This is a genomic window from Streptomyces albicerus, from assembly GCF_008905045.1.
GTDB lineage: Bacteria > Actinomycetota > Actinomycetes > Streptomycetales > Streptomycetaceae > Streptomyces > Streptomyces albicerus.
The window spans coordinates 16167-37195 of the sequence record NZ_VWMY01000014.1 but is presented as its reverse complement, the minus strand read 5'-3'; the positions used below and the strand labels follow the sequence as shown (position 1 = coordinate 37195).

Annotated in this window: 20 protein-coding genes and 1 pseudogene; 9 read left to right on the top strand and 12 right to left on the bottom strand. The window is 71.1% G+C overall.

The genetic code is table 11. From position 1 onward, the window contains the following. Window positions 1–64 precede the first annotated feature (64 nt). Complete coding sequence (locus GAS53_RS13995; RefSeq protein ID WP_192583105.1) at window positions 65–697, top strand: LysE family translocator; 633 nt, start codon at window positions 65–67, stop codon at window positions 695–697. Here the strand turns inward: GAS53_RS13995 and GAS53_RS13990 are convergent. Together GAS53_RS13990 and GAS53_RS13985 are read right to left on the bottom strand one after the other, a co-directional pair. Further along, complete coding sequence (locus tag GAS53_RS13990) at window positions 681–1685, bottom strand: LLM class flavin-dependent oxidoreductase (RefSeq protein WP_151477863.1); 1005 nt, start codon at window positions 1683–1685, stop codon at window positions 681–683. The genes GAS53_RS13995 and GAS53_RS13990 overlap by 17 nt on opposite strands. Beyond that, complete coding sequence (locus GAS53_RS13985) at window positions 1682–2893, bottom strand: saccharopine dehydrogenase family protein (RefSeq protein ID WP_151477862.1); 1212 nt, start codon at window positions 2891–2893, stop codon at window positions 1682–1684. Before GAS53_RS13985 ends, GAS53_RS13990 begins: the two co-directional genes overlap by 4 nt. A gap of 244 nt (window positions 2894–3137) precedes the next feature. Here GAS53_RS13985 and GAS53_RS13980 point away from each other — a divergent pair, with 244 nt between their 5' ends. Next, window positions 3138–4607 (top strand): FAD-dependent oxidoreductase, encoded by a 1470-nt coding sequence (locus tag GAS53_RS13980; RefSeq protein ID WP_151477861.1) that lies wholly within the window; start codon window positions 3138–3140, stop codon window positions 4605–4607. Further along, entirely contained in the window at window positions 4594–4962 is a 369-nt protein-coding gene (locus GAS53_RS13975) for a hypothetical protein (RefSeq protein WP_151477860.1), read from the top strand. Before GAS53_RS13980 ends, GAS53_RS13975 begins: the two co-directional genes overlap by 14 nt. A gap of 378 nt (window positions 4963–5340) precedes the next feature. On the opposite strand, the gene GAS53_RS13970 is transcribed toward GAS53_RS13975, so the two are convergent. Both GAS53_RS13970 and GAS53_RS55130 read right to left on the bottom strand, forming a co-directional pair. Continuing rightward, window positions 5341–5784 (bottom strand): phage tail protein, encoded by a 444-nt coding sequence (locus GAS53_RS13970; protein WP_151478014.1) that lies wholly within the window; start codon window positions 5782–5784, stop codon window positions 5341–5343. 142 nt (window positions 5785–5926) lie between these two features. Beyond that, window positions 5927–6082 (bottom strand): hypothetical protein, encoded by a 156-nt coding sequence (locus GAS53_RS55130; protein ID WP_192583116.1) that lies wholly within the window; start codon window positions 6080–6082, stop codon window positions 5927–5929. A gap of 202 nt (window positions 6083–6284) precedes the next feature. Here GAS53_RS55130 and GAS53_RS56245 point away from each other — a divergent pair. From GAS53_RS56245 to GAS53_RS13955, 3 genes and pseudogenes are all read left to right on the top strand, one after another. Continuing rightward, window positions 6285–6410 (top strand): annotated as a pseudogene (locus GAS53_RS56245) (DUF4157 domain-containing protein); the annotation flags it as partial. A 319-nt stretch (window positions 6411–6729) separates the two neighbouring features. After that, window positions 6730–7437, top strand: a complete 708-nt coding sequence (locus GAS53_RS13960) for a helix-turn-helix transcriptional regulator (protein WP_151478013.1) — start codon at window positions 6730–6732, stop codon at window positions 7435–7437. Between the two features lie 236 nt (window positions 7438–7673). Beyond that, window positions 7674–7988: a COG4315 family predicted lipoprotein gene (locus GAS53_RS13955; RefSeq protein WP_225858909.1), complete on the top strand. Its 315-nt coding sequence runs from the start codon at window positions 7674–7676 to the stop codon at window positions 7986–7988. Between the two features lie 212 nt (window positions 7989–8200). Here GAS53_RS13955 and GAS53_RS57600 read toward each other — a convergent pair whose 3' ends face one another. Then, window positions 8201–8323, bottom strand: a complete 123-nt coding sequence (locus tag GAS53_RS57600; protein WP_263974136.1) for a hypothetical protein — start codon at window positions 8321–8323, stop codon at window positions 8201–8203. A gap of 385 nt (window positions 8324–8708) precedes the next feature. On the opposite strand from GAS53_RS57600, the gene GAS53_RS13945 reads away from it, so the two are divergent. Then, the gene (locus GAS53_RS13945) at window positions 8709–9290 is read left to right on the top strand and encodes a sigma-70 family RNA polymerase sigma factor (RefSeq protein WP_225858908.1); all 582 of its coding nucleotides are present in this window, start codon (window positions 8709–8711) and stop codon (window positions 9288–9290) included. A 174-nt stretch (window positions 9291–9464) separates the two neighbouring features. Here the strand turns inward: GAS53_RS13945 and GAS53_RS13940 are convergent, their stop codons facing one another. The 4 genes from GAS53_RS13940 to GAS53_RS13925 form a co-directional block, all read right to left on the bottom strand. After that, window positions 9465–9956, bottom strand: a complete 492-nt coding sequence (locus GAS53_RS13940; protein WP_151477857.1) for a hypothetical protein — start codon at window positions 9954–9956, stop codon at window positions 9465–9467. A 246-nt stretch (window positions 9957–10202) separates the two neighbouring features. After that, window positions 10203–13262: an AfsR/SARP family transcriptional regulator gene (locus GAS53_RS13935; RefSeq protein ID WP_151477856.1), complete on the bottom strand. Its 3060-nt coding sequence runs from the start codon at window positions 13260–13262 to the stop codon at window positions 10203–10205. Between the two features lie 202 nt (window positions 13263–13464). Continuing rightward, window positions 13465–14856: an amidase gene (locus GAS53_RS13930; protein ID WP_151477855.1), complete on the bottom strand. Its 1392-nt coding sequence runs from the start codon at window positions 14854–14856 to the stop codon at window positions 13465–13467. Further along, a complete protein-coding gene (locus GAS53_RS13925; protein ID WP_151477854.1) occupies window positions 14843–15058 on the bottom strand; it encodes a hypothetical protein in 216 nt (71 codons plus the stop codon). Before GAS53_RS13925 ends, GAS53_RS13930 begins: the two co-directional genes overlap by 14 nt. A 144-nt stretch (window positions 15059–15202) precedes the next feature. On the opposite strand from GAS53_RS13925, the gene GAS53_RS13920 reads away from it, so the two are divergent. Next, complete coding sequence (locus tag GAS53_RS13920) at window positions 15203–16159, top strand: MBL fold metallo-hydrolase (protein WP_151477853.1); 957 nt, start codon at window positions 15203–15205, stop codon at window positions 16157–16159. Window positions 16160–16231: 72 nt separating this feature from the next. Here the strand turns inward: GAS53_RS13920 and GAS53_RS13915 are convergent, their stop codons facing one another. Next, complete coding sequence (locus GAS53_RS13915) at window positions 16232–17512, bottom strand: FAD-dependent monooxygenase (protein ID WP_151477852.1); 1281 nt, start codon at window positions 17510–17512, stop codon at window positions 16232–16234. Window positions 17513–17606: 94 nt separating this feature from the next. Further along, a complete protein-coding gene (locus GAS53_RS13910) occupies window positions 17607–17954 on the bottom strand; it encodes a hypothetical protein (RefSeq protein WP_151477851.1) in 348 nt (115 codons plus the stop codon). A gap of 214 nt (window positions 17955–18168) precedes the next feature. Between GAS53_RS13910 and GAS53_RS13905 the strand changes: the two genes are divergently transcribed. Then, on the top strand, window positions 18169–20244 hold the full coding sequence (locus tag GAS53_RS13905) for an ATP-binding protein (RefSeq protein WP_151477850.1): 2076 nt from the start codon (window positions 18169–18171) through the stop codon (window positions 20242–20244). A 142-nt stretch (window positions 20245–20386) separates the two neighbouring features. On the opposite strand, the gene GAS53_RS13900 is transcribed toward GAS53_RS13905, so the two are convergent. Continuing rightward, window positions 20387–20959 (bottom strand): TetR/AcrR family transcriptional regulator, encoded by a 573-nt coding sequence (locus tag GAS53_RS13900; protein WP_151477849.1) that lies wholly within the window; start codon window positions 20957–20959, stop codon window positions 20387–20389. Between the last annotated feature and the right edge of the window lie 70 nt (window positions 20960–21029).

The window sequence follows — 21029 nt, the reverse complement described above, 5'->3', positions numbered from 1 at the left end:
GTACAGGGCCCGTGTCCGACAGATGGCGGCATGTGGTCTGCCATTTTCGAGAGAAGAGAAATCCGTGATTAATTGGACCGGCTTCGTTCCGGCCGCTCTGATCATTTCCGTCTCGCCGGGCGCCAATCAGCTGTTGTGCATGCGCAACACGGTCCGCTACGGCGCGGCCTCCGCGTTGACGGGGGTCGCCGGGCGGCTCGCCGGCCTCGGCCTGCTCATCGGGCTGGCCGTGGCCGGAGTCGGCGCGGCGCTGGCGGCCTCACCCGTCGCGCTCGACGTGATCAAATGGTTCGGCGTTTCCTATCTGATGCTCCTCGGCCTCTGGAGCCTGCGAAGTGCGTTACGCACCCAATCCCCGGATGCGGAGACGCAGTCGGAGAATTTTACGGCGGGTCTGCGTGGCCTGGTGTTCAAGGAGTTCAGCGTTGCTTTCACCAATCCGAAGGCGCTGCTCCTTTTCGCCGCGCTGCTTCCTCAGTTCATAGGCGGGCAACAGGACGGCAGGGCCGAGGCGACGGCAATCCTCGGTGTGGCCTACCTGGGCATCGAACTGGTGGTGAGTTTCGGATATATCGGTGTCGCCTCACGCCTGAGAGCACTCGGCATATCCGCCCGGCGTCAGCGCGTCATCGACGTCATCGCCGGATTGTGCCTTCTCGTCATCGCGGTACTGTTCGCCTTCAGCGGCAACGACTAGCGGTTCCGACGTCGGAGAGCCCCGCGACCAGCTCAAGAGAACGAGCACGGTCTTCGGGGTCGTACACCGGCATCGTCAGCATCAACTCGTCCGGGCGGACCGCCTCGGTGAGTCGCGCCAACTGCCGCGCGACCGTCTCCGGAGAACCGACAGCCTGCCACCGGCGCCGTTCCTGGACGAATACGCGCTCGTGTTCGGTGAGCCGGTGGGCACGGGCCTGCTGGGGGGTGGGCAGTGTTGCCGCCCACCGCGTGGTCAGCTCGTACTCGAAGAGGTCGGCCGGGCGCATCAGTTGGTCCGCCCGCTCGTCGGTCTCTGCACAGACCACCTCGACGGACACCATGACGCGTGGACGGTCCAGCCGGGCCGAGGGGCGGAACCGCTCGCGGTAGCGGGCCAGGGCCGCGCCGGTCGCGGCAGGGCGGAGGTGATGGGCGAACGAGAGCGGCAGCCCGAGTCCCGCAGCCAGCCCGGCGCCCGACTCGCTCGACGAGAGCAGCCAGATCTCAGGCACGCCGTCCCGCAGCACCGGCGCGGGGCTGTCCTCGGTGAACAGCCCCAGAACAGTGGTCACGTCGTGCGCGTACTCCTCGGCCGACACCGGCCCGGCGCCGCGGCGCAGCGCCCTGGCGGTGGTCTCGTCGGCGGTGCCCGGCCCACGGCCCACGCCCAGATCCACGCGGTCAGGAGCGAGAGCGACGAGGGTGCCGAACTGCTCGGCGACGACCAGCGGTACGTGGTTGGGCAGCATCACCCCGCCCGAGCCGACACGGATCCGCGAGGTCGCGGCCGCGAGGGCGGCGATCAGCACGGCCGGCGCTGATCCGGCGGTGGCAGGCGAATTGTGGTGCTCCGCGACCCAGAACCGGTGGTAGCCGAACCGCTCGGCACGGCAAGCCAGGGCGATCGTGGCGGACAACGCCTCGGCAGCGCGGGTACCTTCCTGGACTGGCGCCAGGTCAAGAACGGACAGGGGCAGGCCGGTCATCGGTCACCATGCGTCTGCGTATCTGCTTGCGGCTGCTCGGTGACGCCGAAAGACATCACCGAGCGTTCGCTCAGGCGCTCGATCAGCCCGTCACCCAACAGCGCACCAGGCGTCCACATACCCCCCGGCGCTTGCGGCCGCCGCCGCACCAGGCAGACCACGGCCTCGACGGCCATCTTCGTGGCGGCGTCGTAGCCCGGGATCCCCTGGCCGGCCACGGTCGCCGTCATGCCGCGTCCGGCGTCCTGTCCGCGTAGGTACAGGTGGTAGGAAGGTGCGTCCCCGGCAGGGGCGGCCGCCGCGTCGGGGTGTGCTCCCGGAGCGGTGAGGGAGGCCATCATGGCGGTGATTCCCTCCGCGGTCCGCCGCCCTTCCTCACCCGGACCGGCGATCAGCATCTCGTCATAGCTGAAGTCCTTGCTCCACACGTAGTCCTGCAAGGTGTTGGAGCGGTGGAGGTTGCCGGTGTTGATCGGCCCCATCACCCAGGGCGCCGTCCACACCTCCAGGTCTTCGTCGTACCGCGGTCGCGTCGGATGAGGCTGCGCCGGTCCGCCGAGTCCAGGCGTGAGGACGTAGGGATCGCTGTAGAGGGCGCCCGCGGCCGCGTCCGCGCGGGCCGCGTCGGCGGTGGCCAGCAGGCTGGCGGCCGTGCCGCGCGAGAAGCCGCCGGCGTCGTGGAACCCGATCCGGCAACTGACCTGTGGCAGTGGCTGCCCCCATCGCTCCAGCGCGGCGGACTGGAGGAGTTGCACGCCGAGTTCCATCGGCAGGGAGTCGAACCCGCAGGAGAAGACGATACGTGCCCCGCTGCGGCGGGCTGTCGCTTCGAACCGGTCGATCATGTCGCGCATCCAGAGCGGTTCACCGCACAGGTCCGCGTAGTCGGTGCCTGTCGCCGCGCATGTTCCGACGAGCAGCGAACCGTGGCTCTGGTAGGGACCCACCATGCTGAGCACGGCACCGGTGCGCTCGCACATCGCACGCAACGACGCGCCGTCGTGGGCGTCGGCGACAACCAGCGCAAGGCCGTCACCCGCTCCGATCTCGTCACGGAGACGGCGCAGCGCGTCCGCGTCGCGGCCGCCCAGTGCCCACCGCAGACCGGTGTCCCGCGCTGCGAGGTAATGGGCGGCCAGACGTCCTGTGTATCCCGTCGCCCCCCACAGGATCAGGTCGAACTCCGGTGATGAGGCGCTGCGTTCCATGGGGCATCCACTCTCTGCGTTGTGACGACGACAGTTGACCGCCGTCACCCTGCCTCCGAACGCTTGGTGCCGTCTTGTCACTTTCTTGTCGTGCCGACCCCGGCTCCTTCTCGTGCCGACCCCGGCTTCTTGTCGTTTCCGACCCCGGACCGACGCGTGGCGTGGCAACTGAGCAGGAAACCGGTCTGGAAGGTGAGCAGTCATCCGGCGAAAGGTGAGGGCATTCCCTGACGAAGGAGTTCCCATGGCCCACGTAGTGATCATCGGAGCCGGTCCTGTCGGCCTTGTCACCTCGATCCTGCTCGCCGCGGACGGCCATCGCGCCACCGTGCTCGACCGGGATCCCACCGCCGCACGCACGGTGGAGGCCGCCATCGGCGGTGACTGGCGACGCCCCGGCGTCAAGCAGTTCGGCCACACACACATCCTCATGCCGGCCGGCTACCGGCTCCTCGACAAGGAGCTGCCCGGCGCCGTCGACCGTATCCGCGAGGCGGGCGGCTACACGTACAGCATGCTGTCCGGCGCCTGGAAGGTGCCGGGCGCCGACCCGGGGCAGGCGGGGGACGAACGCTTCGAGACCATCACCGCCCGGCGCCCGGTCCTGGAGGCCGCACTGTTCGCCACCGCGGCCGAGACGCCCGGCGTGCGCATCCTCGGCGGGACCAAGGTGGTGTCCCTGTTCGTGGGCGAGGCCCGCACCTCCGGCCGCCCGCACATCGCCGGGGTGGTGACCGACTCCGGGGCGCGCATCGAGGCCGACCTCGTGGTCGACGCCTCCGGTCGGCGGACCGACGTACCCGAGCTCCTCGCACAGGTCGGTGGCGCACCCGAAGTAATCCGCGAGGAGGCCGGATTCCGCTACTACACGCGGTACTTCCGCGCCGACGAGCGGGGAGTACCGGCCCCGCGGACCTGGCCGCTGACCCACCACAACAGCATCTCGGTCATCACCGCCCCCGGCGACGGCGACACATGGTCGACCACCCTCGTCACCTCCGACCGCGACCAGGAGCTCCGCCCGCTGAGCCGGGTGGACGTGTGGAACCGCGTGCTCGCCCTCTACCCGCACGCCGCCCACTGGAACGAAGGCGTCCCGCTGACCGACGTACACGTGATGGGCGGCACCCACAACACCCTGCGCTGCCTGGTCGCCGGCGAACAGCCCGCCGTCACCGGGATCCTGGCCATCGGGGATGCGCGGATGACCACCAACCCGCAGTTCGGCATGGGTATGACGACCGGTCTGCGGCACGCCGTACGGCTGCGTGACGCGCTGCGCCTGCTCGGTACGGACGACGCCGTCGAGCTCGCTCTGCACGTCGACCGCGGCATCGACGCGGAGTCCGGGCCCGGGTGGGCCGACGACACAGCCTGGGCCCGGCACCGTACAGCCGAGATCGACGCCGAGATGCGCGGCGAGCGCTATGCCACGGACGACCCGGCCTGGGCGCTGCGCACCGCGGTGGAGGCCGTCTTCCTGAAGGACCCCGAGATCCTGCGCGCCTGGGGCGACGTCGGTTCCATGCTCGCCACCGCCGACGCGGCCTTCGTGGAGACCGGCCTGGTGGAGCGGGTCATCCAGCTGGGCGCCGAGGCACCCCGCTATCCCGAGCCGGGCCCCGACCGGGCCGAGCTGCTCACCGCCGTGCGCGACGGGGAGCCGGGCCCGCACCGGGGGAGGCTGCTCGTCGCCACGCGTGACGGTGAGTGAGGCGCTCGGCTCGCCTTCACGGGCGGTGCGGTGCGGTGGCCGGACGCGGCAACTCGTCGCCGTGGCCCCGGCGCACGCCGAGCCGGTGTCCGTCGCCACGACGGACGTCGGCACCCTGGCCCGCGACCAGGACCAGCACCTCGACCTCGACGAGACCGTGGCGCGGGCCGGCCGCACCTGGTCGAACTGGTGGTCGGGCCCAGTGCCGAGGCACCTCCTGACGGGTGTTGACGCCGATCCCGCCCATCTGCGGGACTGCTTCCGCGCGGTGATGCTGCCCAGCCTCGGAGTCCCGTCGGTGGATCCGGACCGGACTTCGTTCACCTTGCTCGTCGGCTCAGAGGCATCCGTGTGAACCGCATCGTGGCCCGGGATGTCGTGCCGGTGGTGGCGCGTGGGTGCCGGTGGTGGTGGGCGGTCTCGACCACCCACCACCACCGCACCCGCTTCTGCCCCGCACATCGCGATACCGCGGGAACGAGAGAAGGCAGCACATGCGCGCACAGCGGCGGACGGGGATCTGGCAGTTCCACGTCACTCACATGCGGGAGATCAAGCAAGCCGGGGTGAGCACTCTTCGAAGTCGAACTCGGTGCGCAGCGGCGGCTGTTCGGCCGTCTCGGAGGTGGGGGCGCCGCCTCGGCCGCGGCTTCCGGCGCGGGCATACCGGAATCCGTGGCCGCCGCGGTGCTGTCGGCCGCCTTGGCAGTCGATCTTGACAGTGACCGGCGCATCACGTGATGTCGATCTCTTCGAAGGTGATCGTGACCGTCTCGGTCAGGGCTGCCGCCTCGCCTACCTTGAGCGCGCTGACGGACATCTTGGAGCACCATGCGTTGCGCATGTTCCACTCCTTGACCGGGTTGTTCTGGTGGTCGTTCATGACCACGGTGGCGTTCTTGCGGGCGTTGGCCATGTCGCCCCGTACCGAGGAGCCGATCCATTCCGTGAACGCCGGTGACTCGGTCATCCCACGGACGACCGTGATCTGGCCGGCCTTCTGGACACCGGGCGTCTTGGCGACCTTGCGAAGGCCCCCCATGGTGACCTGTTGGAACTCGATCACGTCCTGCTCGATCTCGATGTTCGAGACCTCCTGGAGGAATTCCGCGAAGACGCCATCGATGTTGAGGGCGAAATTGTGTGAAGTGAGAGCGTCGCCGGGCTGAAGAGTCATGACTCCCGAACCCTTGGCAATCGTGCCGGAGAAGAAGAGGAGGACGAGGAAGGAGAAAAGGATGAAGAAGGCGGCGTAGAAAGGGGCGAAGAAGGGAGTGAAGAAAGGGGCGTAGAAAGGGGCGAAGACGAGGACCAGCCCCCTACTCCTCGAGCTCGCCGCCACCGCTGGAGAACTGTGCGAGGCAGAAGACGACGAACTCGGCGGGCCTGACCGGGGAGACACTGATCTGGTCGATGGGACGTGACCCACCGGCCACCTCCTCGACGTACACGCCCGGCGACAGGTAGGACGGCATGCTGTGTTCTCCTCGGTGGTGCGGGGGAAGGCCGGCTGGTCTCGGCTGCCGATCGGCGTACCGGGCGGACGTGTTGTGGCCCGCGGCGTTGTGGCCTGCGGTGCCGCCCGTCCGCTGCCCGGCTTCGGTCCGGGCGGTGATCTCATGCGCTGTCTACGTGGGTATCCGGTGATCGGTTCACCGCGCCACGGGCAGACGTTTCCAGCAGCGCCGCGGGCCGGTCGACGGGACCGACAGCGGAACCGGACTGCGGATATCCGATCCCTCCGACCGCTTCGAGCGCGAGGCCGAGGCGAACGCGGTCAGCGTGCTGCGCGCGCCCCTGCCACAGGAGGACGGCCGAGCCTGACCGGGTCGAGCCTGACGGGTCGATCCTGACCTGGCCGTGCCGCAGGTGTGGGCGTCGCGGAGCCGCCTGCCCTCCCCGCGGGCCGGTGCTGCCGGGGCCGCTCCCGCGCACAGGCCTGACTGAACCATGTGGGGCACGCCCTCGTAGACGCCGCTGTAGGGCAAAGCGCGTGGCGCGGCTCAATGAGCAGCCGCGGCTGCCGGGCGTACTGACCGTGTGACGACCGTCCCACGGCCGGATGCCCCGCGGGAGGCGCTATGACGCAGAGGGGGACGAACGCGTGACAGCGCAACGAGGCATGCCTGGTGACGGCGGCGGCGACGGAGCGTGCTTCCCGGTCGCGGAAGCGCCGGGACCGGGGCCTGTGACCGGCCCGGCGCGAACGGGCGGACCCGTCACCGCGACGGTGCACGCGTCGGACCCGATCACCGCCGCCGGGGTGAGTGGCCAGCTCAGACAGGACCCTTCGATCCGCATCGTCACGCAGGCCCAGCAGGGGCCCGGCTCCGTGGCGGTCGTCGCGGCGGAGACGATCGACAGCGCGGTGATTCTCCTGCTGCGGCGCCTGGTGCGTGGCGCCGGCGCCCGGGCCGTGCTCGTCACCGAAGCCGTCCGCGAGGCCGAACTGCTGGACGTGGTCGAGTGCGGTGTCGCGGCCATCGTGTGGCGGCACGCGGCCACCGCGCAGCGCCTGCACCAAGCGGTGCACACGGCACACAAGGGGGAGGGCGACATGCCGCCGGACCTGCTGGCCCGCCTGCTGGACCAGGTGGCCCAGCTGCAGCGCCGGGCGGCCGACGAGGACAGGCCGCTCGCGGGGTTGTCCGCGCGGGAGAGCGACGTCCTCCGCCTGGTCGCGGACGGCCTGGACACCCGTGAGATCGCGGGCAAGCTGGCCTACTCCGAGCGCACAGTCAAGAACGTCCTGCACGGAATGACGACCCGCCTGAACCTCCGCAACCGGGCCCACGCTGTCGCCTACGCACTGCGCGAGGGCTACATCTGACGGGACCTCAGCAGTCCCCGTCGCTGTCGGCGTCCCGCCCGGCGAAACCTTTGAACCAGACCGCCGGTGCGCGCGTTGGGCAGGGATGACATAGCCCTCTTGAACCGAGTGTGTGGGGAAATCATGTTCCGTAGCCGTGCCGCAATCCTTGTCGCCTCCTCTTCAAAGGAGACGGCCGCAATCCATCCAAGGCCACCTGCAATGACGCCTGCGCCGACAAGTGGCCGCCCGCGTTGGTGAACACCGTCACGCGTGCGGACGGCACTGTCCAGCTCACCCTGGGAGGCTGGCCGCTGTACCGCTTCAGCGGGGACGTACGCAGCGGTGACGTCAACGGCCAGGGCCAGGACGACAAATGGTTCGCGATCGGGGCGGACGGCGAGGCGATCCAGTCTCTCGACGGAGACAACGGCGGTGGCAACACCGGTGGCGGCAATGGCGGCAACACGGGTGGCGGCAGGCAGGGTGCCATCACGCTGCTTTCCGAACCGAACGACACGTCCGAGAACAACCCGGCGCGGCGCGGCGCATCTCCGGCGCCGGCTGCGTGAGCGTCGCCCCGGATGACGTCGCGTCCGCCATCCGCGACATCTCGCCGGCCAACTCAGGGCACGCCGGTGAAGATCTGGACGGAGCGCGGCTGCACGGGGCGCTCGGCCGAGGTCGACGCCGACATCCTGGACCTCGGCACCGTCGGCTTCGACAACGAGATCTCGTCGGTGTCCTTCGGCTGAGCCACCTTTTCCGGCCGACGCGCGTCTCCTCACGGGGCGAACCGGCTGCTGACCCGGTCGAACACGGTTTTGGCGGTGCCGCCGAGGTAGTGCCTCGCCAGCCACACCGCCGGGTGTCCCCAGGCGCTGAGCAGCGATGCGTGCGGTGGCACGGCGCGGGCAGCGGCTCGGCCTCCACCGGGGCCGGCTCGGGATCGCTCACGCCCTGGGCCCCGGCGATGTCCCCGGGCACCTCCTGGCCGGGATGGCCGGCCTCCCGTATGCGCTCGACCTTCCAGAACCCCGCGATGACCGGATGGATCGGTGAAGTCCGCTTCCTCGCGGGCCCGTTCGTCCAAGCTCCGGCATTTCGTGGTTACGGAGCCCGCCTGCCGCTCATTCCGAAATCCCCGGGAGCCTGGCGGAACGGGAAAAGAACGCGATGGCGCAAGAATTCGGCAAGAAACGTCCAAGTTCGTCCCGCCAGTGTGAACCCGCCCTTGTGTCTACCCGGGGCACGCCACAACGAACCTGATCGATGGATGAGGACGCCACCAGATGAGGCGGACCACGGACCCCGTGCCCGGCATGAACACCGTCGGTATGACGAAGCATTTCAACGAGGCCCTGAGCGACAGATGTGGGGAGTTCATCCGAGAGCTGTACGCCGAGCACGGAACCCTGCTGCTGCGCTACGCCGCACGCCTCCTGGGAGGCGACTGGCACCGTGCCGAGGATGTTCTCCAGGAGGCCGCGGTCCGCGCCTGGAAGCACGCGTCCGCACTGGACATGAACGTGACCGAGGCGCGGCCGTGGCTGTACACGGTCGTGAAGAACCTGGTCATCGACCAGCATCGCGCGCGGCAGATCCGACCCGCGGAGGCCATGTCGTTCGAGTTCCTGGACGCTTCCGTGGCGGACGGGACGGACAGCCTCCTCACGTCCCACCTTGTCATCGAAGCACTGGGTGAACTGAGCGAGCAGCACCGCGAGATCATCAAGCTCATGTACTACCTGGAGTGCAGCGTGGCTCAGGTCTCCGCGCACCTCGGCATCCCCCCGGGCACGGTCAAGTCCCGCTCCTACTACGCCCTGCGCGCCCTGCGGAAGGAACTGGCCTGCCGGGGTGTCACCGGCTGACCGCCTCCCGCGTTCGCGCCGGCCGTACGAGCCCGGCTCCGGCGCCTGGGGTACAGGGCGCCGGAGCCGGCAGCCGGGCTAGGAGGGGGCCTTCGCCCGGCACCCGCTGCTACGAGCCGGGACACGACCCGGTTCACCTGTCGTCCCGGTCCTCCGGACGAAGGGCCCGGCTTTCTAGGTCCGGCGGGTGACGCGTACCAGTCTGTCTGTTCTGTCGCCGTCGGACGTCAGGACCTCGAACGCCGCGATGTCGTCAGGGGACAGGGAACTTCCGCTGGTCAGCTTCAGTTCGTCGGGGGCGCCAGGCACTCCGTATCCCTTCTTCGGGACGGTCCAGTGGGCCACGACCACCTGTCGGCCGGAGCGGGAGACCGCGACGAGCGAACACGTGCGCGGGCCCCGCACCCCTCCCAGGGAGAGCGACACCTCGGTGCCCCAGCCCTTCTCGCGCAGGGCGACATCGGCGCGTACGCCGGTTCCGGCGTCCGCGGCCCGCAGGGTCTCCCCAGCTGTCGTGGTGCCGGTACCGGAGTCCTCGTCCGCGAAGAGACCGGCCGTCGCGCCGCGGGCCCGGGCGACGGCCGCACCGGGATCCGGTACCGGTATGCCGTCCCATTCGTGCGGTGCGACACCGGCCAGCAGGAGGGCGACGTCGCGCAGTGCCACGTCCTCCTCCTGGCATGTACGGCAGCCCCGGAGATGGGACGCAAGTGCCGCGTCCCGCGGCTCGCCCCGGCCGGTCAGCGTTTCGGCCGCAAGGCCGAACTTCAGTTGCTCGCAATCCATAGACCACTTCCAGCGCCTGTCCGCCCCCGCGTGACACCCATGCAACGGGGACGGATACCGGTAGGTTCACCGGCGCGCCGACTTCCATGTTTTCCTCCGGTCCGGTCGGCCCTTCCTCCGGTCAGGTCAGCCCTCGGCCAGTCCCGCCAGCCGCTCCTTGATCTCCGGGACCCGGTGCACCTCCGGGCGCTCCTCGGCGAGTCCCAGCGCGAGAGTCCACGCGGTTCTCGTGGCCGTCCGGTCGCCCCTGGCCAGCTGGGTGTCTCCGAGGCGCAGCAAGGTGCCGACTCTGGTGTACGAGTCCCCGGCTGCTTCCATCAGGTCCAGGGCGTGCCGGTAGCAGGAGGCGGCCTGTTCGTGGTCGCCGAGATGGTGGTGTACGTAACCGAGGCTGTCCCATGCGAACGCCTCGCGCTGATGCACGCCGCCGATCCGGCGGAAACCCGCCACCGACCGCCGGCAATGGGCCAGGGCCTCCTGGTGGCGGCCCAGCACCGCCAGGACCCAGCCCACCGCGTTACTGGCGTCCGCCTCCAGCACCTGGTCCGAGCAGCGCCGCGCGATGGCGAGGGCTTCCATACCCCTGTCCAGGGCGGGGCCGTTGCGGCCGGCCGAGTGCAGCAGGCCCGCGAACGAGAGGTGCACGATGGCCTGTTCGACGGGCTCGTCGGCCGATTCGAGGAGGTCCGACGCCGCCTCCAGGTGGCACCTGGCGTCCTCGTACCGGTCCGCGCGCCCCAGGCAGCCGGCCAGCGCCCGGTGCAATCGTGCCTGCTCCACCCGGTCGTCGGCGCGTTCGACGGCCTCCAGCGCGACGGCCAGGATCGAGGCCGCCTCCGACGAGCGCCCCTGAGTGTCCAGATACCCCTGGAGCCGCCAGGCCAGCTGCGAGGCGTGTGTGTCGTACCCCGCGTCCGCGGCCTGCCGCAGCACGGCTCGGAGCACCGGCAGCTCCGTGGCGTACCAGGCCATGACCCGGTCCGCGTCCGGCAGGTGCTGCCGGACGACCCCGGCGGCGACCGGTGACACCGCGGGCCGCGGCGTACGGATCAGGCTCGGACCACCGGCCGAGGCGGTCTGGAGGTAGTGGTCGTACATACGGGTACGGGCCGCGGCGCGCGTGTCCTCCGTCTCCTGCTCCTGGGCCAGTTCCCAGGCGTAGACGCGCAGCAGGTCGTGGAAGGCGAAGCGGCCCACAGAGGGCTCGTTGACCATGCGGGTCCGGGTGAGTTCGGTGAGCAGGCGGCGTGCCTCGGGCACCGGCAGCGCCGCCAGGCTCGCCGCCGCGGCGGCGGAGACCTCGGGGCCCGGGTGCAGGGCCAGCAGCCGGAAGAGCCGGGCGGCAGGACCGGTCAGCGCGTGGTACGACCAGGAGAAGACGGCGCGTACGTCGGCGACGCTGTCCGTACCGATGAAGGCGTCGAGGCTTCCCTCCGTGGCGCGCATCTCCTCGGCGACGGCGCGCAACGAGAAGTCGGGGTGCAGTGTCGCGCGCGCGGCGGCGATGGCCAGGGCGAGCGGCAGTCCCGCACAGAGGCTGATGATGTCCTCGACAGCCCGCGGTTCGGCCGCGACCCGCTGCGGTCCCAGGCGTCTGGCCAGGACGGCCCGGCCCTCGGCCACCGGCGGGACGTCGAGCGTCAGCGCCGCGGCGCCCTCCGTGGTGACGAGGCCGTGCAGTTGGTTGCGGCTGGTGACCAGCACCATGCATCCGGAGGTGCCGGGCAGCAGCGGCCTGACCTGCTCCTCGCCGCGGGCGTTGTCGAGGACGAACAGGACGCGCCGCCCGGACAGCACCGTGCGCAGCAGGGCGGTCCGCGCGGTGGTGGAGGACGGCACCGCCCCGGAGCGGACGCCGAGCGAGACCAGGAACCGCTCGAGGATCTCGGCCGGTTCGGCGATGCGTCCGCCCGGATCGAAGCCCCGCAGGTCGGCGAAGAGCTGCCCGTCGGGGAACCGGTCGGCGATCCAGTGCGCGAACCGCAGCGCGAGCGTGGTCTTGCCGACGCCGGGAGCTCCCCCGATCACGGTGACCGGGGCCGTGGCGTCCGCGGCACCCTGGCCGGAGGGATGCGGCAACAGCGCCGTGAGGGCGTCGAGTTCGGCCCGGCGGCCGGTGAAGTACGCGGACGCCGAAGGAAGCTGCGCCGGACGCTCGGCCGGCCGGACCGGCGGAAGCCCGGCGGAGGCGGCAGCCGACGCCGAGGTATCCCACTCGTCCGGCGCCGTGGAGTCCGCGGTGGCCGGAGCCGGCAGCGGCGCCGGCCGGTCGCCCCGGACCTCTGTGACGCCCCGGACCTCTGTGACGCCGAGCTGCGGCGACCGCGGCGGAAAGCCGCTGTCGTATCCCGCGGTGACGATGGACAGGGAGGTATGCCTGATGAACCCCAGGTCGTGGCGGAGGATCGCCGCCTGCAGGCTGCTCACCGACGGGCTCGGCTGGAGGCCGAGTTCCTCGGACAGGTGCTTGCGCAGTTCCTCGAAGCGGGCCAGGGCGTCCGCGTGCCGGCCGGTGAGGTACAGGGCGCAGAGCAGCAGGCCCCACGCCACCTCCCTGAGCGGATACCGCTCCGTCAGCGCCTCGGCCGCGCCGACGGCCTGCTTCACGTCGCCGTCGTGCATCAGGGTGCAGATGAGCAGTTCTTCGGCGGCGACCCTGCCCTCCTCCAGCTGTGCGGCCTGCCGCGCGGCGAACAGATGGTCCCGGGCGTCCTCCAGCGCCGCGCCCCGCCACAGCGACAGGGCGTGCTCGATCTCCCGGCGGGCCTCCTTCACCCGCCCGTCATGCAGGGAGCGGCTCGCCTGGGCGACCCCGTGTTCGAAGCGGACGGTGTCGCGTGCTTCGGCGGGCACGCGCAGGGCGTAGCCGTGGGACTCGCGTACGAGCAGACCCGACTTGCCGTGCGGCGGCCTGAACGGTTCCAGTACGGCACGCAGCCTGCTGATGTGGGCCTGAAGAGAGGCCACCGCCCGGGACGGCGGGCGTCCTGCCCACAGGTCCTCGCAGAGACGGTCGGTGGAGACGGCGCGCCCCTCCTCCAGGAGCAGGCGCACGGCGAGTACGCGGCGCTTGGGCGGCCCGAGATCCAGCACCACCCCTGCCCGCCGGATCGTCAGCGGTCCCAGAAGGCCGCACCAAAGGCCTCTTGCCCCGCCCGGCATCTCGTTGTCTGGTGTGGGCTTCACTGCTCTCGTCCCTGCTCGGGTGTCGGCGACGGCCGGCCGCCGGGCGGCCTTCCGTCAGGCCCGTCGGCCACGGGCACGACCCGGTCGCACCTCGCGGGGTCATGCCCTGCACGGACCTACGGGGCAGTGGGGTGTGAGGTTCGAGTACCAGGAGAAGGGAACCGCCTGCCCGGGCCGTGCGGGCGCGCCAGGCCGTCTCCTCCTACGGCACCGGCGCCAGGCCGCGAGCGGTCCCGGTCCGCTCGTACGCGTGGCCCGCGCGCAGCAGCGCGGCCTCGCCCAGGGTCCTGCCCATGAGCTGCATGCCGATCGGCATGCCCGCCGAGTCCTGCCCGACCGGCAGGGTCAGCGACGGCACACCGGTGATGCTCGCCGGGGCCGACAGCCGTACATACGCGTCGGAGACGCTCTCTTCCGTGCCGTCGTCCCAGGTCACGGAGGACTGGCCGGCCTTCACGGCCGTGAGGGGAACGGTCGGCGCGGCGACCATGTCGACCGTGTCCAGCATGCGCTGCCAGGCCTGCCGCATGAGCGTGCGGGCGCGCTGGGCGCGAAGGTAGTCCCCGGCGGTCATGAGTTCGCCCGCTTCCAAGAGGACGCGGACGTCCGCCGCGTACAGCTCGGGCACCGTCCGCAGCGTCCGCTCGTGGTAGGCGGTGGCCTCGGGGACCATCAGCCCCCACTGGGTCGCCTGGATGTAGCGCGTCATCGGGATCTCCACCTCGACGAGCCGCGCGCCGAGCGCCTCCAGCCGGCCGATCGCGTGCCGTACGGCGGCCTCGACCTCGGAGTCGACCCGGTCGAAGTAGTAATTGCCGGGCACGCCGATACGTAGCCCTGTCAGGTCCGTGCCGGGCCCGGGCCGGTAGTCCACGGACGGTGCCGGAACGGAGGCGGGGTCGCGCGGATCGTGGCCGACCAGGGCACCCAGCACCAGCGCGGCGTCCTCCACCGTGCGCGTGATGGGCCCGACATGGTCGAGCGACCAGGCCAGCGCGGTGATGCCGTGCCGGGAGACGAGCCCGTACGTCGGCTTCAGGCCTACCACTCCGTTCAGTGCGGCGGGCACCCGGATCGACCCTCCGGTGTCGGTGCCCAGTGCGAAGGCCGCCGCCCCCGCGGCCACGGCGACCGCCGAGCCGCCGCTGGAGCCGCCGGCCACCCGGCCCTGGTCCCAGGCGTTGCTGGTCTGTGGCGTGGTCAGGCCGTAGGCGAACTCGTGCGTGTGGGTCTTGCCGACGAACGCCGCGCCGGCCGCCGACAGTCGTGCGGCGACCGCGCTGTCCGCCTCCGCCCGGTGGTCCGCGCGTACCCGGGAACTCGCCGTGGTCGCCATCCCGGCCACGTCGATCAGGTCCTTCAGCCCCGCGGGTATGCCGTGCAGCGGCCCCCTGACGCCGTCGGCGGCGACCTCGAGCGCGGCCCGCCGCGCCGCGCTCCGCGCGTGGTCGGCCGTCACCAAGGTGTAGGCCCGCAGGCGGGGTTCGACCCGCTCGATACGTTCCAGCACGGAGTCCACCAGCTCGACCGGGGACAGCTGCCGGGTCCGTACGGCCACGGCCGCGTCGGCGACGGAGAGCTCATACGGCTCCATCGTGCCGCTCCTCTCCCGCACACGCGCGGTACGCGGCGGACGGCGGCGTATCGCCGAAGTCCAGCTCCCGCAGGACGGAGACGACGGACAGGATGTGGTCGGCGGTGGCCGCCACTGCCGAGTGGCGTTCGGGGGGAAGCGGGAGCCCGGATCGTGCGGCCCAGCGGGCCGCCTCCGGGGGCGTGAGCTCAGCGGCGGACATGTCTGTGCCCTTCCTGGTCTTCCTGATCATGCTGAGCGGCGACTGCCGCTCAGCCTTAAAGCTAACAGCTTGCGTTAGTCGTCGGTAGGTCCTACGGTCCCTTAAGGCAAACCAATTGCTTTTGAGGTGAAGGAAACCGCCACCATGCGCACATCACCGCTCACCGAGACCGTCACGTCCGCCACCGCCCCGCCGTCGGCCACCTCTCCGTCCTGGACCGTCGGCGGCATCACCGTGCATCGCGTCGACGAGATCCCCCTGCCCCGGCAGACCGGCCCCTGGCTGCTGCCGGGCGCCACCGCGGACGTTGTGTCCCAACAGGACTGGCTCCGGCCCGACTTCGCGGACCGCGACGGGGTCCTGCGCCTCGACAGCCACAGCTTCGCGCTGGTCACGGACGGACTGCGCGTCCTCGTCGACACCGGCATCGGCAATGGCAAGACACGGGCGAACCCGGCATGGCACAACCTGCGTACCGACTACCTCGCACGCCTCACGGACGCCGGATTCCCCCCGGACTCCGTCGACCTGGTGATCCTGACCCATCTGCACACCGACCACGTCGGCTGGAACACCCGGGCGGCGGACGGCGGATGGGTGCCCACGTTCCCCAACGCCCGCTACCTCACGGCGAAGGCCGAGTACGACTTCTGGGCCGGGTACGACATGGACGCGGCGCGCCGAGCCATGTTCCGCGACTCCGTGTACCCGATCGAGGAGGCGGGCCTGCTCGACCTCGTCGATGTGCCGGCCGAGGGTGCCACCGTCGCCGCCGGCCTGCGCCTGGTGCCCGCCCCGGGGCACACCCCCGGTCACGTCGCCGTCCAGGTGGGCGGCGGAGACGCCGCGGCCCTGATCACCGGGGACAGCGTCCATCATCCGGTTCAGCTGGCGCACCCGGGCATCGGCAGCTGCGTGGACATCGACCCCGTACAGGCGGAGGCGACCCGCCGCGCGCTGCTCGCCTCGCTCGCCGACACCGGCACGCTCGTGCTGGGCACCCACTTCCCCGCGCCGACCGCCGGCCGAGTGGTCACCCGAGGGAACGCCTACCGACTGGAGCCGGTACGCGCCGACGGCCCGGCCCTCGCCACGGTCTGACCCGTGCGTGACCCGGGCCCCCGGTTTCTCGGCGGCGGGACGACCGCGGGGAGTGCCTCGCCCGACGCCCCCTCACCAGGCAGTCCTGGTCCTGCCGCCGGTGAGCGCCGCCAGGAGATCGGCGCGCGCGGGGCCCGTACGGGATGTCCTCGCGGCCCGTACCGCCACGCCGGAGAAGTGGTCCTGCAGATCCCGAGCGAGGCCCGCCGAGTCGAGTGCCGGCCCGGCCGGCACGGCGGCCGACGGCGCACCGGACCGTGCCCCGCGCCGCGTCCGGTGCCGTTCCTCCCAGTCCGCGACGCGCCGGTAGACCGGCGTCAGAGTCTCCTCGGTGAGCCGGTCGAACCGTACGGCGACCTCGTCCAGGAAGGAGCCGCCGTCCCGCACGGCTTCCCGCAGCAGCAGGGCGTGCAGCACGCCCATGGACGGACTCAGTCCGAGCAGCGGGTCGGTGGCCGCCCAGGCGTCTCCGACGCTGACGACGCCGGTCGCGACCGGCCGCCCGCCGAGGACGAACCGTCGGTGGCGGCCCTTCACCCGCGAGGTGATCCGGACGCCGGGCAGCGGGCTGCCGACCTGCCGCGGCATCAGGGGCTCGTACAGGGCCGCCGCTCGGTTCCAGGCGAACGGTCCGGCCAGAGGGCGCAGTTCGCGGTCCTCGTCGTCGATGCCCAGCGTCATCGACCAGGTCCGCTCACCGGCCGACAGCACGGCCACGCAGACGCCGTCGAAATGGCGTACCGACCACCCCGCGTGGTGTGCGCCGGTGCCCGGTGGCGCGGCGAAGCGCCGCGTATAGAGGCGGAAACCGGCGTTCGGCCGCTCCTCGGCCGGCTGCGGGGCGCCGATCTCGCCCAGCATCGCGACGATCTGGGAGTCGCGTCCCGCCGCGTCGACCACCAGATCGCTGAGCACGGTCTCTCCGGTATCGGTGCGGACGCCGCGCACATGCGGTCGGCCGGGTGTGCGCTCCCAGCCGGGCAGCAGGGCACCGACGCCGACCCCGTGCACGGTGGTGATGCCCTCCGTCCGGGACAGCTCCGCGGCCAGTGCCGACGTGGCGGCCGCGCGGGTCGCGACGACATTCGCACCCGCCGCGGTGACGGCGCCCGCCGAGAGGAGTTCCCGGGTGGCTCCCGGCAGTTCATCCGACAGCAGGCGCAACGCCTCGCGCAGGAACAGCAGATGGGGTCCGTCCGCGCCGCGCGGCGTACCACTCGGTGCGGTGTCGGCGGAGACCGCAGGCTCGGCGGACCGGCGGCGGTCGAGAACGGTCACCTCATGGCCCTCCGCGGCCAGCAGCAGCGCGACCAGCGAGCCCGCGGGACCTGCCCCGCAGACCACGACACGCATCTACCAGCCCTCCGTCGAGTACGGACGTTGTCGGCGGTGGTGGGTTTTGGGCATGTGAAGACCTTCAGTGTGGGGAGTGTGGGGGAGAGGGGACTCAGTCGGTCGGCGAATCGGCCGAGGACGCAGCCCGTGAGGACCTGGACGCCGTGCCGGAGGCCGTACGGAACGACGGCGCTTCGTTCCCGTGGTGCCGGCATCCCCGGACCACTGGGCCCGCCAGTGTCGCGAAGAGCACGCCGCAGGCGACCTGGAAGGACCAGCGGAGCCAGCCGTCCGGAGCGTTGTCGACCTGGTCCATGAGCGGGTGGGCGAACGGGTGGGCCAGTACCGCCCCGACGGCGACGAGCCACACCGGACCGTTCCAGCGCCCTCGGGCGAGGACGACGACCGCGAGGGCGATCACGACGACGCCGATCATCGCCCCGGAGTAATTGATCTGCATGGCGAAGGCTTCCCGCTCTGTCCGAATGCCCGGTCTGGGGTACGAGGCGTACCTCGCGGCGCTTGCCACGAGGAAGCGGCCCATCGGGTTCACCGGAGTGCGGGGCGGGCTGGGCCGAGTGCCCGGCTTCGGCGAGTTGCCGGGTTAGCCTGCCCATGGGGTGTGGATCACGTGACTGGGGTGTGGATCACGTGACTACGGAGGGGGAGAGAGCATGGGGTTACGTGAGGGCGGTGCGCTGGGCGATGTCCTGGGAGCCGCGAGGGACCGGGCGTTTGTGGGACGGGCGGTCGAACTCGCCCTGTTCCGGTCCGCATTGACGGGTGATTCGGGTGCCTGCCCGGTCCACTACCTGCACGGTCCCGGGGGAATCGGCAAGTCGACTCTCCTGCGCCGGTTCACGCGTGAGGGCCGCCGGGCGGGGCGCCCGGTCGTCGAGGTGGACGGCCGGACGGTCGCCCCGACGCCGCAGGGCTTCACCGCGGCCGTCGGCGAGGCGGTCGGGGAACCGGGACTGGTATTGATGGTGGACACCTTCGAGCGCTGCCAGGGTCTGGAGGGCTGGCTGTCCGAGCAGTTCCTGCCCGGCCTGCCGACGGGCAGCGTGGTGGTGATCGCCGGGCGCCTGGCACCGGACCCCCATTGGACGTCCGACCCGGGCTGGGCGGACCTGCTTCGGGTCACGGCCCTGCGGAACCTGCCCCCCGACGACGCCGCACGGTTGCTGCACGCCCGTGGCCTGCGGCCGGAAGCCCACCAGGCACTGCTGTCCTTCACCGGCGGCAACCCGCTGGCCCTGTCGCTGGCGGCGGCGGTGGCCGTAAAGGAAGAGGAAGCCCGGGCGGAGGGAGGCAGGGCGGAGGGAGCCAAGTCCGGCTGGAAGCCGAGCCAGGACGTTATAGCCACCTTGCTGGCCACGTTGCTGGGCGACATACCGAGCGCGGCGCACCGCAGGGCCCTGGAGATCTGCGCCCACACCTATGTCACCTCGGAAGCGCTGCTCCGTGCCCTCATGGGCGAAGGGGCGCCCGAATTGTTCGCCTGGCTGCGCGAACAGCCCTTCATCGAGTCGACGGACGCCGGTCTCTTCCCGCACGACGTGGTCCGCGAGGCACTCGAGGCCGATCTGCGCTGGCGCGACCCGGAAGGATTCGCCGACATGCACAGAACTGTTCACCAGCAGCTTGTGGAGCGCGTCCGTACCGCACCGGAGGAGCAGATGCTCCCGGCCACCAGCACCCTGCTCTACCTCTACCGCAGGGAGGCCTCGGCGAACTTCCGCAAGTGGCGGGAAGGGGGCCATGTCGAGGACGAGCCGTACGAGGCGGCCGACCGGGGACGCGTGCTGGAGCTGGCCGAAACCGCCGAGGGCGAGGAGTCCGCGGCCATCTGCCGGTTCTGGCTCGACCGGCAGCCCGAGGCGTTCCGTGTCTTCCGCTCCACGCAGACCGGCGAGATCGTCGCCTTCTTCGCTTGGCTGCGACTGCGTGAGCCGCTGGACACCGACGTCGACCCGGTTGTCGACGCCGCCTGGGAGCATGCGCGTTCCGCGGCCCCGCTGAGGCCCGGCGAGCACCTGGCGCTGGCCCGTTTCTCCGTGCATCCGCCGCTCTATCAGCGCACCTCGGCGCCGATGGACCTGATGCACTGGCGTGCGCTGGGTGAGATCTTCCGGGCCGACCGGTTGGCCTGGACGTTCGTCGTCATGCGCGACAACGGGTACTGGGACGACTACCTGAGCTACTTCGCCATGCCGCCCGCTGCCCGACGGCCCCACGTCGGGCAGCACGCCTATGCGCTCTTCAGCCACGACTGGCGGGCTCAACCGGTCGGCTCGTGGCTGGAGGCCAGGTCGAACGCCACCCTGACCGATGACCCCGCGTCGAGGACACCGTCCCGCACACCGGAACACGACGAGGAACTGGTCGTGCTGTCCAGACCGGAGTTCGACACCGCGGTCCGCGACGCCCTGCGCGCCCTCCGGCGTCCGGACGCGCTCGCCGCCAACCCCCTCAACCGCAGCCGCCTGGTCACCGAGAGCGGTACGAATCTCGCCGGACTGCTCGCCTCCGCCGTCGATGCCGTCCGGGAAGGACGCTCGGGCGACAAGCATCACCGGGCCCTCGGCATCACGTACCTCGAAGGAACCCCGAGCCAGGAGGCCGCCGCCGAACGCCTCGGCGTCCCGTTCAGCACCTACCGCAGACACCTCACGAGCGGGATCGACCGCCTCACCGACCTCCTGTGGCGCAGCGAGCTGAACGGAACGAGGATCACCGAGGCGAACTAAGCGCTCCGCTGGAAGCACAGTGATGAACCCGCGGGCCGGTGGGGGCTGGTCGCGCAGTTCCCCGCGCCCCTACGGGGCGCGCCATACTGCACCGGACTTCACCAAGGCCGCTTAGCCGACGCCCCGCCGGCGTAACGGCCGGTCAGCCGGCCGTGCCGCGTCGCTCCAGCGCTTCCCCGACCAGACGGTGTGCGTAGGCGGCGGCCAGACCGTCGGGACGGAAGAGGATGCGGTACATGATCGGTGCCACGACCCGGTCGATGACGGTCTCGGCGTCCGGAGTGTCCTCGTCGCGCTCCGTGGCCCGGCCGAGAATGATGCCGATCTGCTCGGCCGCGTACGCCGAGCACCGGCCCGCGTTGTCACCGTCGGGGTCGCCGAGCAGGGCGTCGCGGATGTAGGCGCGGCCCCCGGGAGAGGCCATCTCGTCGAGGAACTGCTCGGCCCAGTTCCGCAGGTCCGCCGACAGGGATCCGTGGTCCTCCGGCGGAGCCTCCGGGCGCAGACGTTCCACGGCGACGTCCGACAGCAGTTCCTGGAGGTCGCCCCAGCGGCGATAGATCGTCGAGGGAGTGACGCCGGCACGGGCGGCGACCAGGGGAACGGTCAGCGCCGGCCGGCCCACTTCCGCTTCCAGCTCGCGCACCGCGGAGTGGACCGACGCCTGGACGCGGGCGCTGCGGCCGCCGGGGCGCACCATCGATTTGCGACTCATGCATCTATCTTAAAGCAAAGATATTGCTTCACGGTGAGAGTGGCCCTAGCCTCACTAAGGCAAACCAATT

What these genes read in the sequence shown, in the direction of transcription:
- GAS53_RS13985 (WP_151477862.1), bottom strand. Translation starts at nt 2,893, where the DNA reads ATGGAACGCAGCGCCTCATCACCGGAGTTCGACCTGATCCTGTGGGGG.
- GAS53_RS13960 (WP_151478013.1), top strand. Translation starts at nt 6,730, where the DNA reads ATGCCTGGTGACGGCGGCGGCGACGGAGCGTGCTTCCCGGTCGCGGAA.
- GAS53_RS13900 (WP_151477849.1), bottom strand. Translation starts at nt 20,959, where the DNA reads ATGAGTCGCAAATCGATGGTGCGCCCCGGCGGCCGCAGCGCCCGCGTC.
- GAS53_RS55130 (WP_192583116.1), bottom strand. Translation starts at nt 6,082, where the DNA reads ATGCCGTCCTACCTGTCGCCGGGCGTGTACGTCGAGGAGGTGGCCGGT.
- GAS53_RS13910 (WP_151477851.1), bottom strand. Translation starts at nt 17,954, where the DNA reads ATGCAGATCAATTACTCCGGGGCGATGATCGGCGTCGTCGTGATCGCC.
- GAS53_RS13925 (WP_151477854.1), bottom strand. Translation starts at nt 15,058, where the DNA reads ATGTCCGCCGCTGAGCTCACGCCCCCGGAGGCGGCCCGCTGGGCCGCA.
- GAS53_RS13970 (WP_151478014.1), bottom strand. Translation starts at nt 5,784, where the DNA reads ATGACTCTTCAGCCCGGCGACGCTCTCACTTCACACAATTTCGCCCTC.
- GAS53_RS13905 (WP_151477850.1), top strand. Translation starts at nt 18,169, where the DNA reads ATGGGGTTACGTGAGGGCGGTGCGCTGGGCGATGTCCTGGGAGCCGCG.
- GAS53_RS13990 (WP_151477863.1), bottom strand. Translation starts at nt 1,685, where the DNA reads ATGACCGGCCTGCCCCTGTCCGTTCTTGACCTGGCGCCAGTCCAGGAA.
- GAS53_RS13915 (WP_151477852.1), bottom strand. Translation starts at nt 17,512, where the DNA reads ATGCGTGTCGTGGTCTGCGGGGCAGGTCCCGCGGGCTCGCTGGTCGCG.
- GAS53_RS13945 (WP_225858908.1), top strand. Translation starts at nt 8,709, where the DNA reads ATGAGGCGGACCACGGACCCCGTGCCCGGCATGAACACCGTCGGTATG.
- GAS53_RS13930 (WP_151477855.1), bottom strand. Translation starts at nt 14,856, where the DNA reads ATGGAGCCGTATGAGCTCTCCGTCGCCGACGCGGCCGTGGCCGTACGG.
- GAS53_RS13980 (WP_151477861.1), top strand. Translation starts at nt 3,138, where the DNA reads ATGGCCCACGTAGTGATCATCGGAGCCGGTCCTGTCGGCCTTGTCACC.
- GAS53_RS13920 (WP_151477853.1), top strand. Translation starts at nt 15,203, where the DNA reads ATGCGCACATCACCGCTCACCGAGACCGTCACGTCCGCCACCGCCCCG.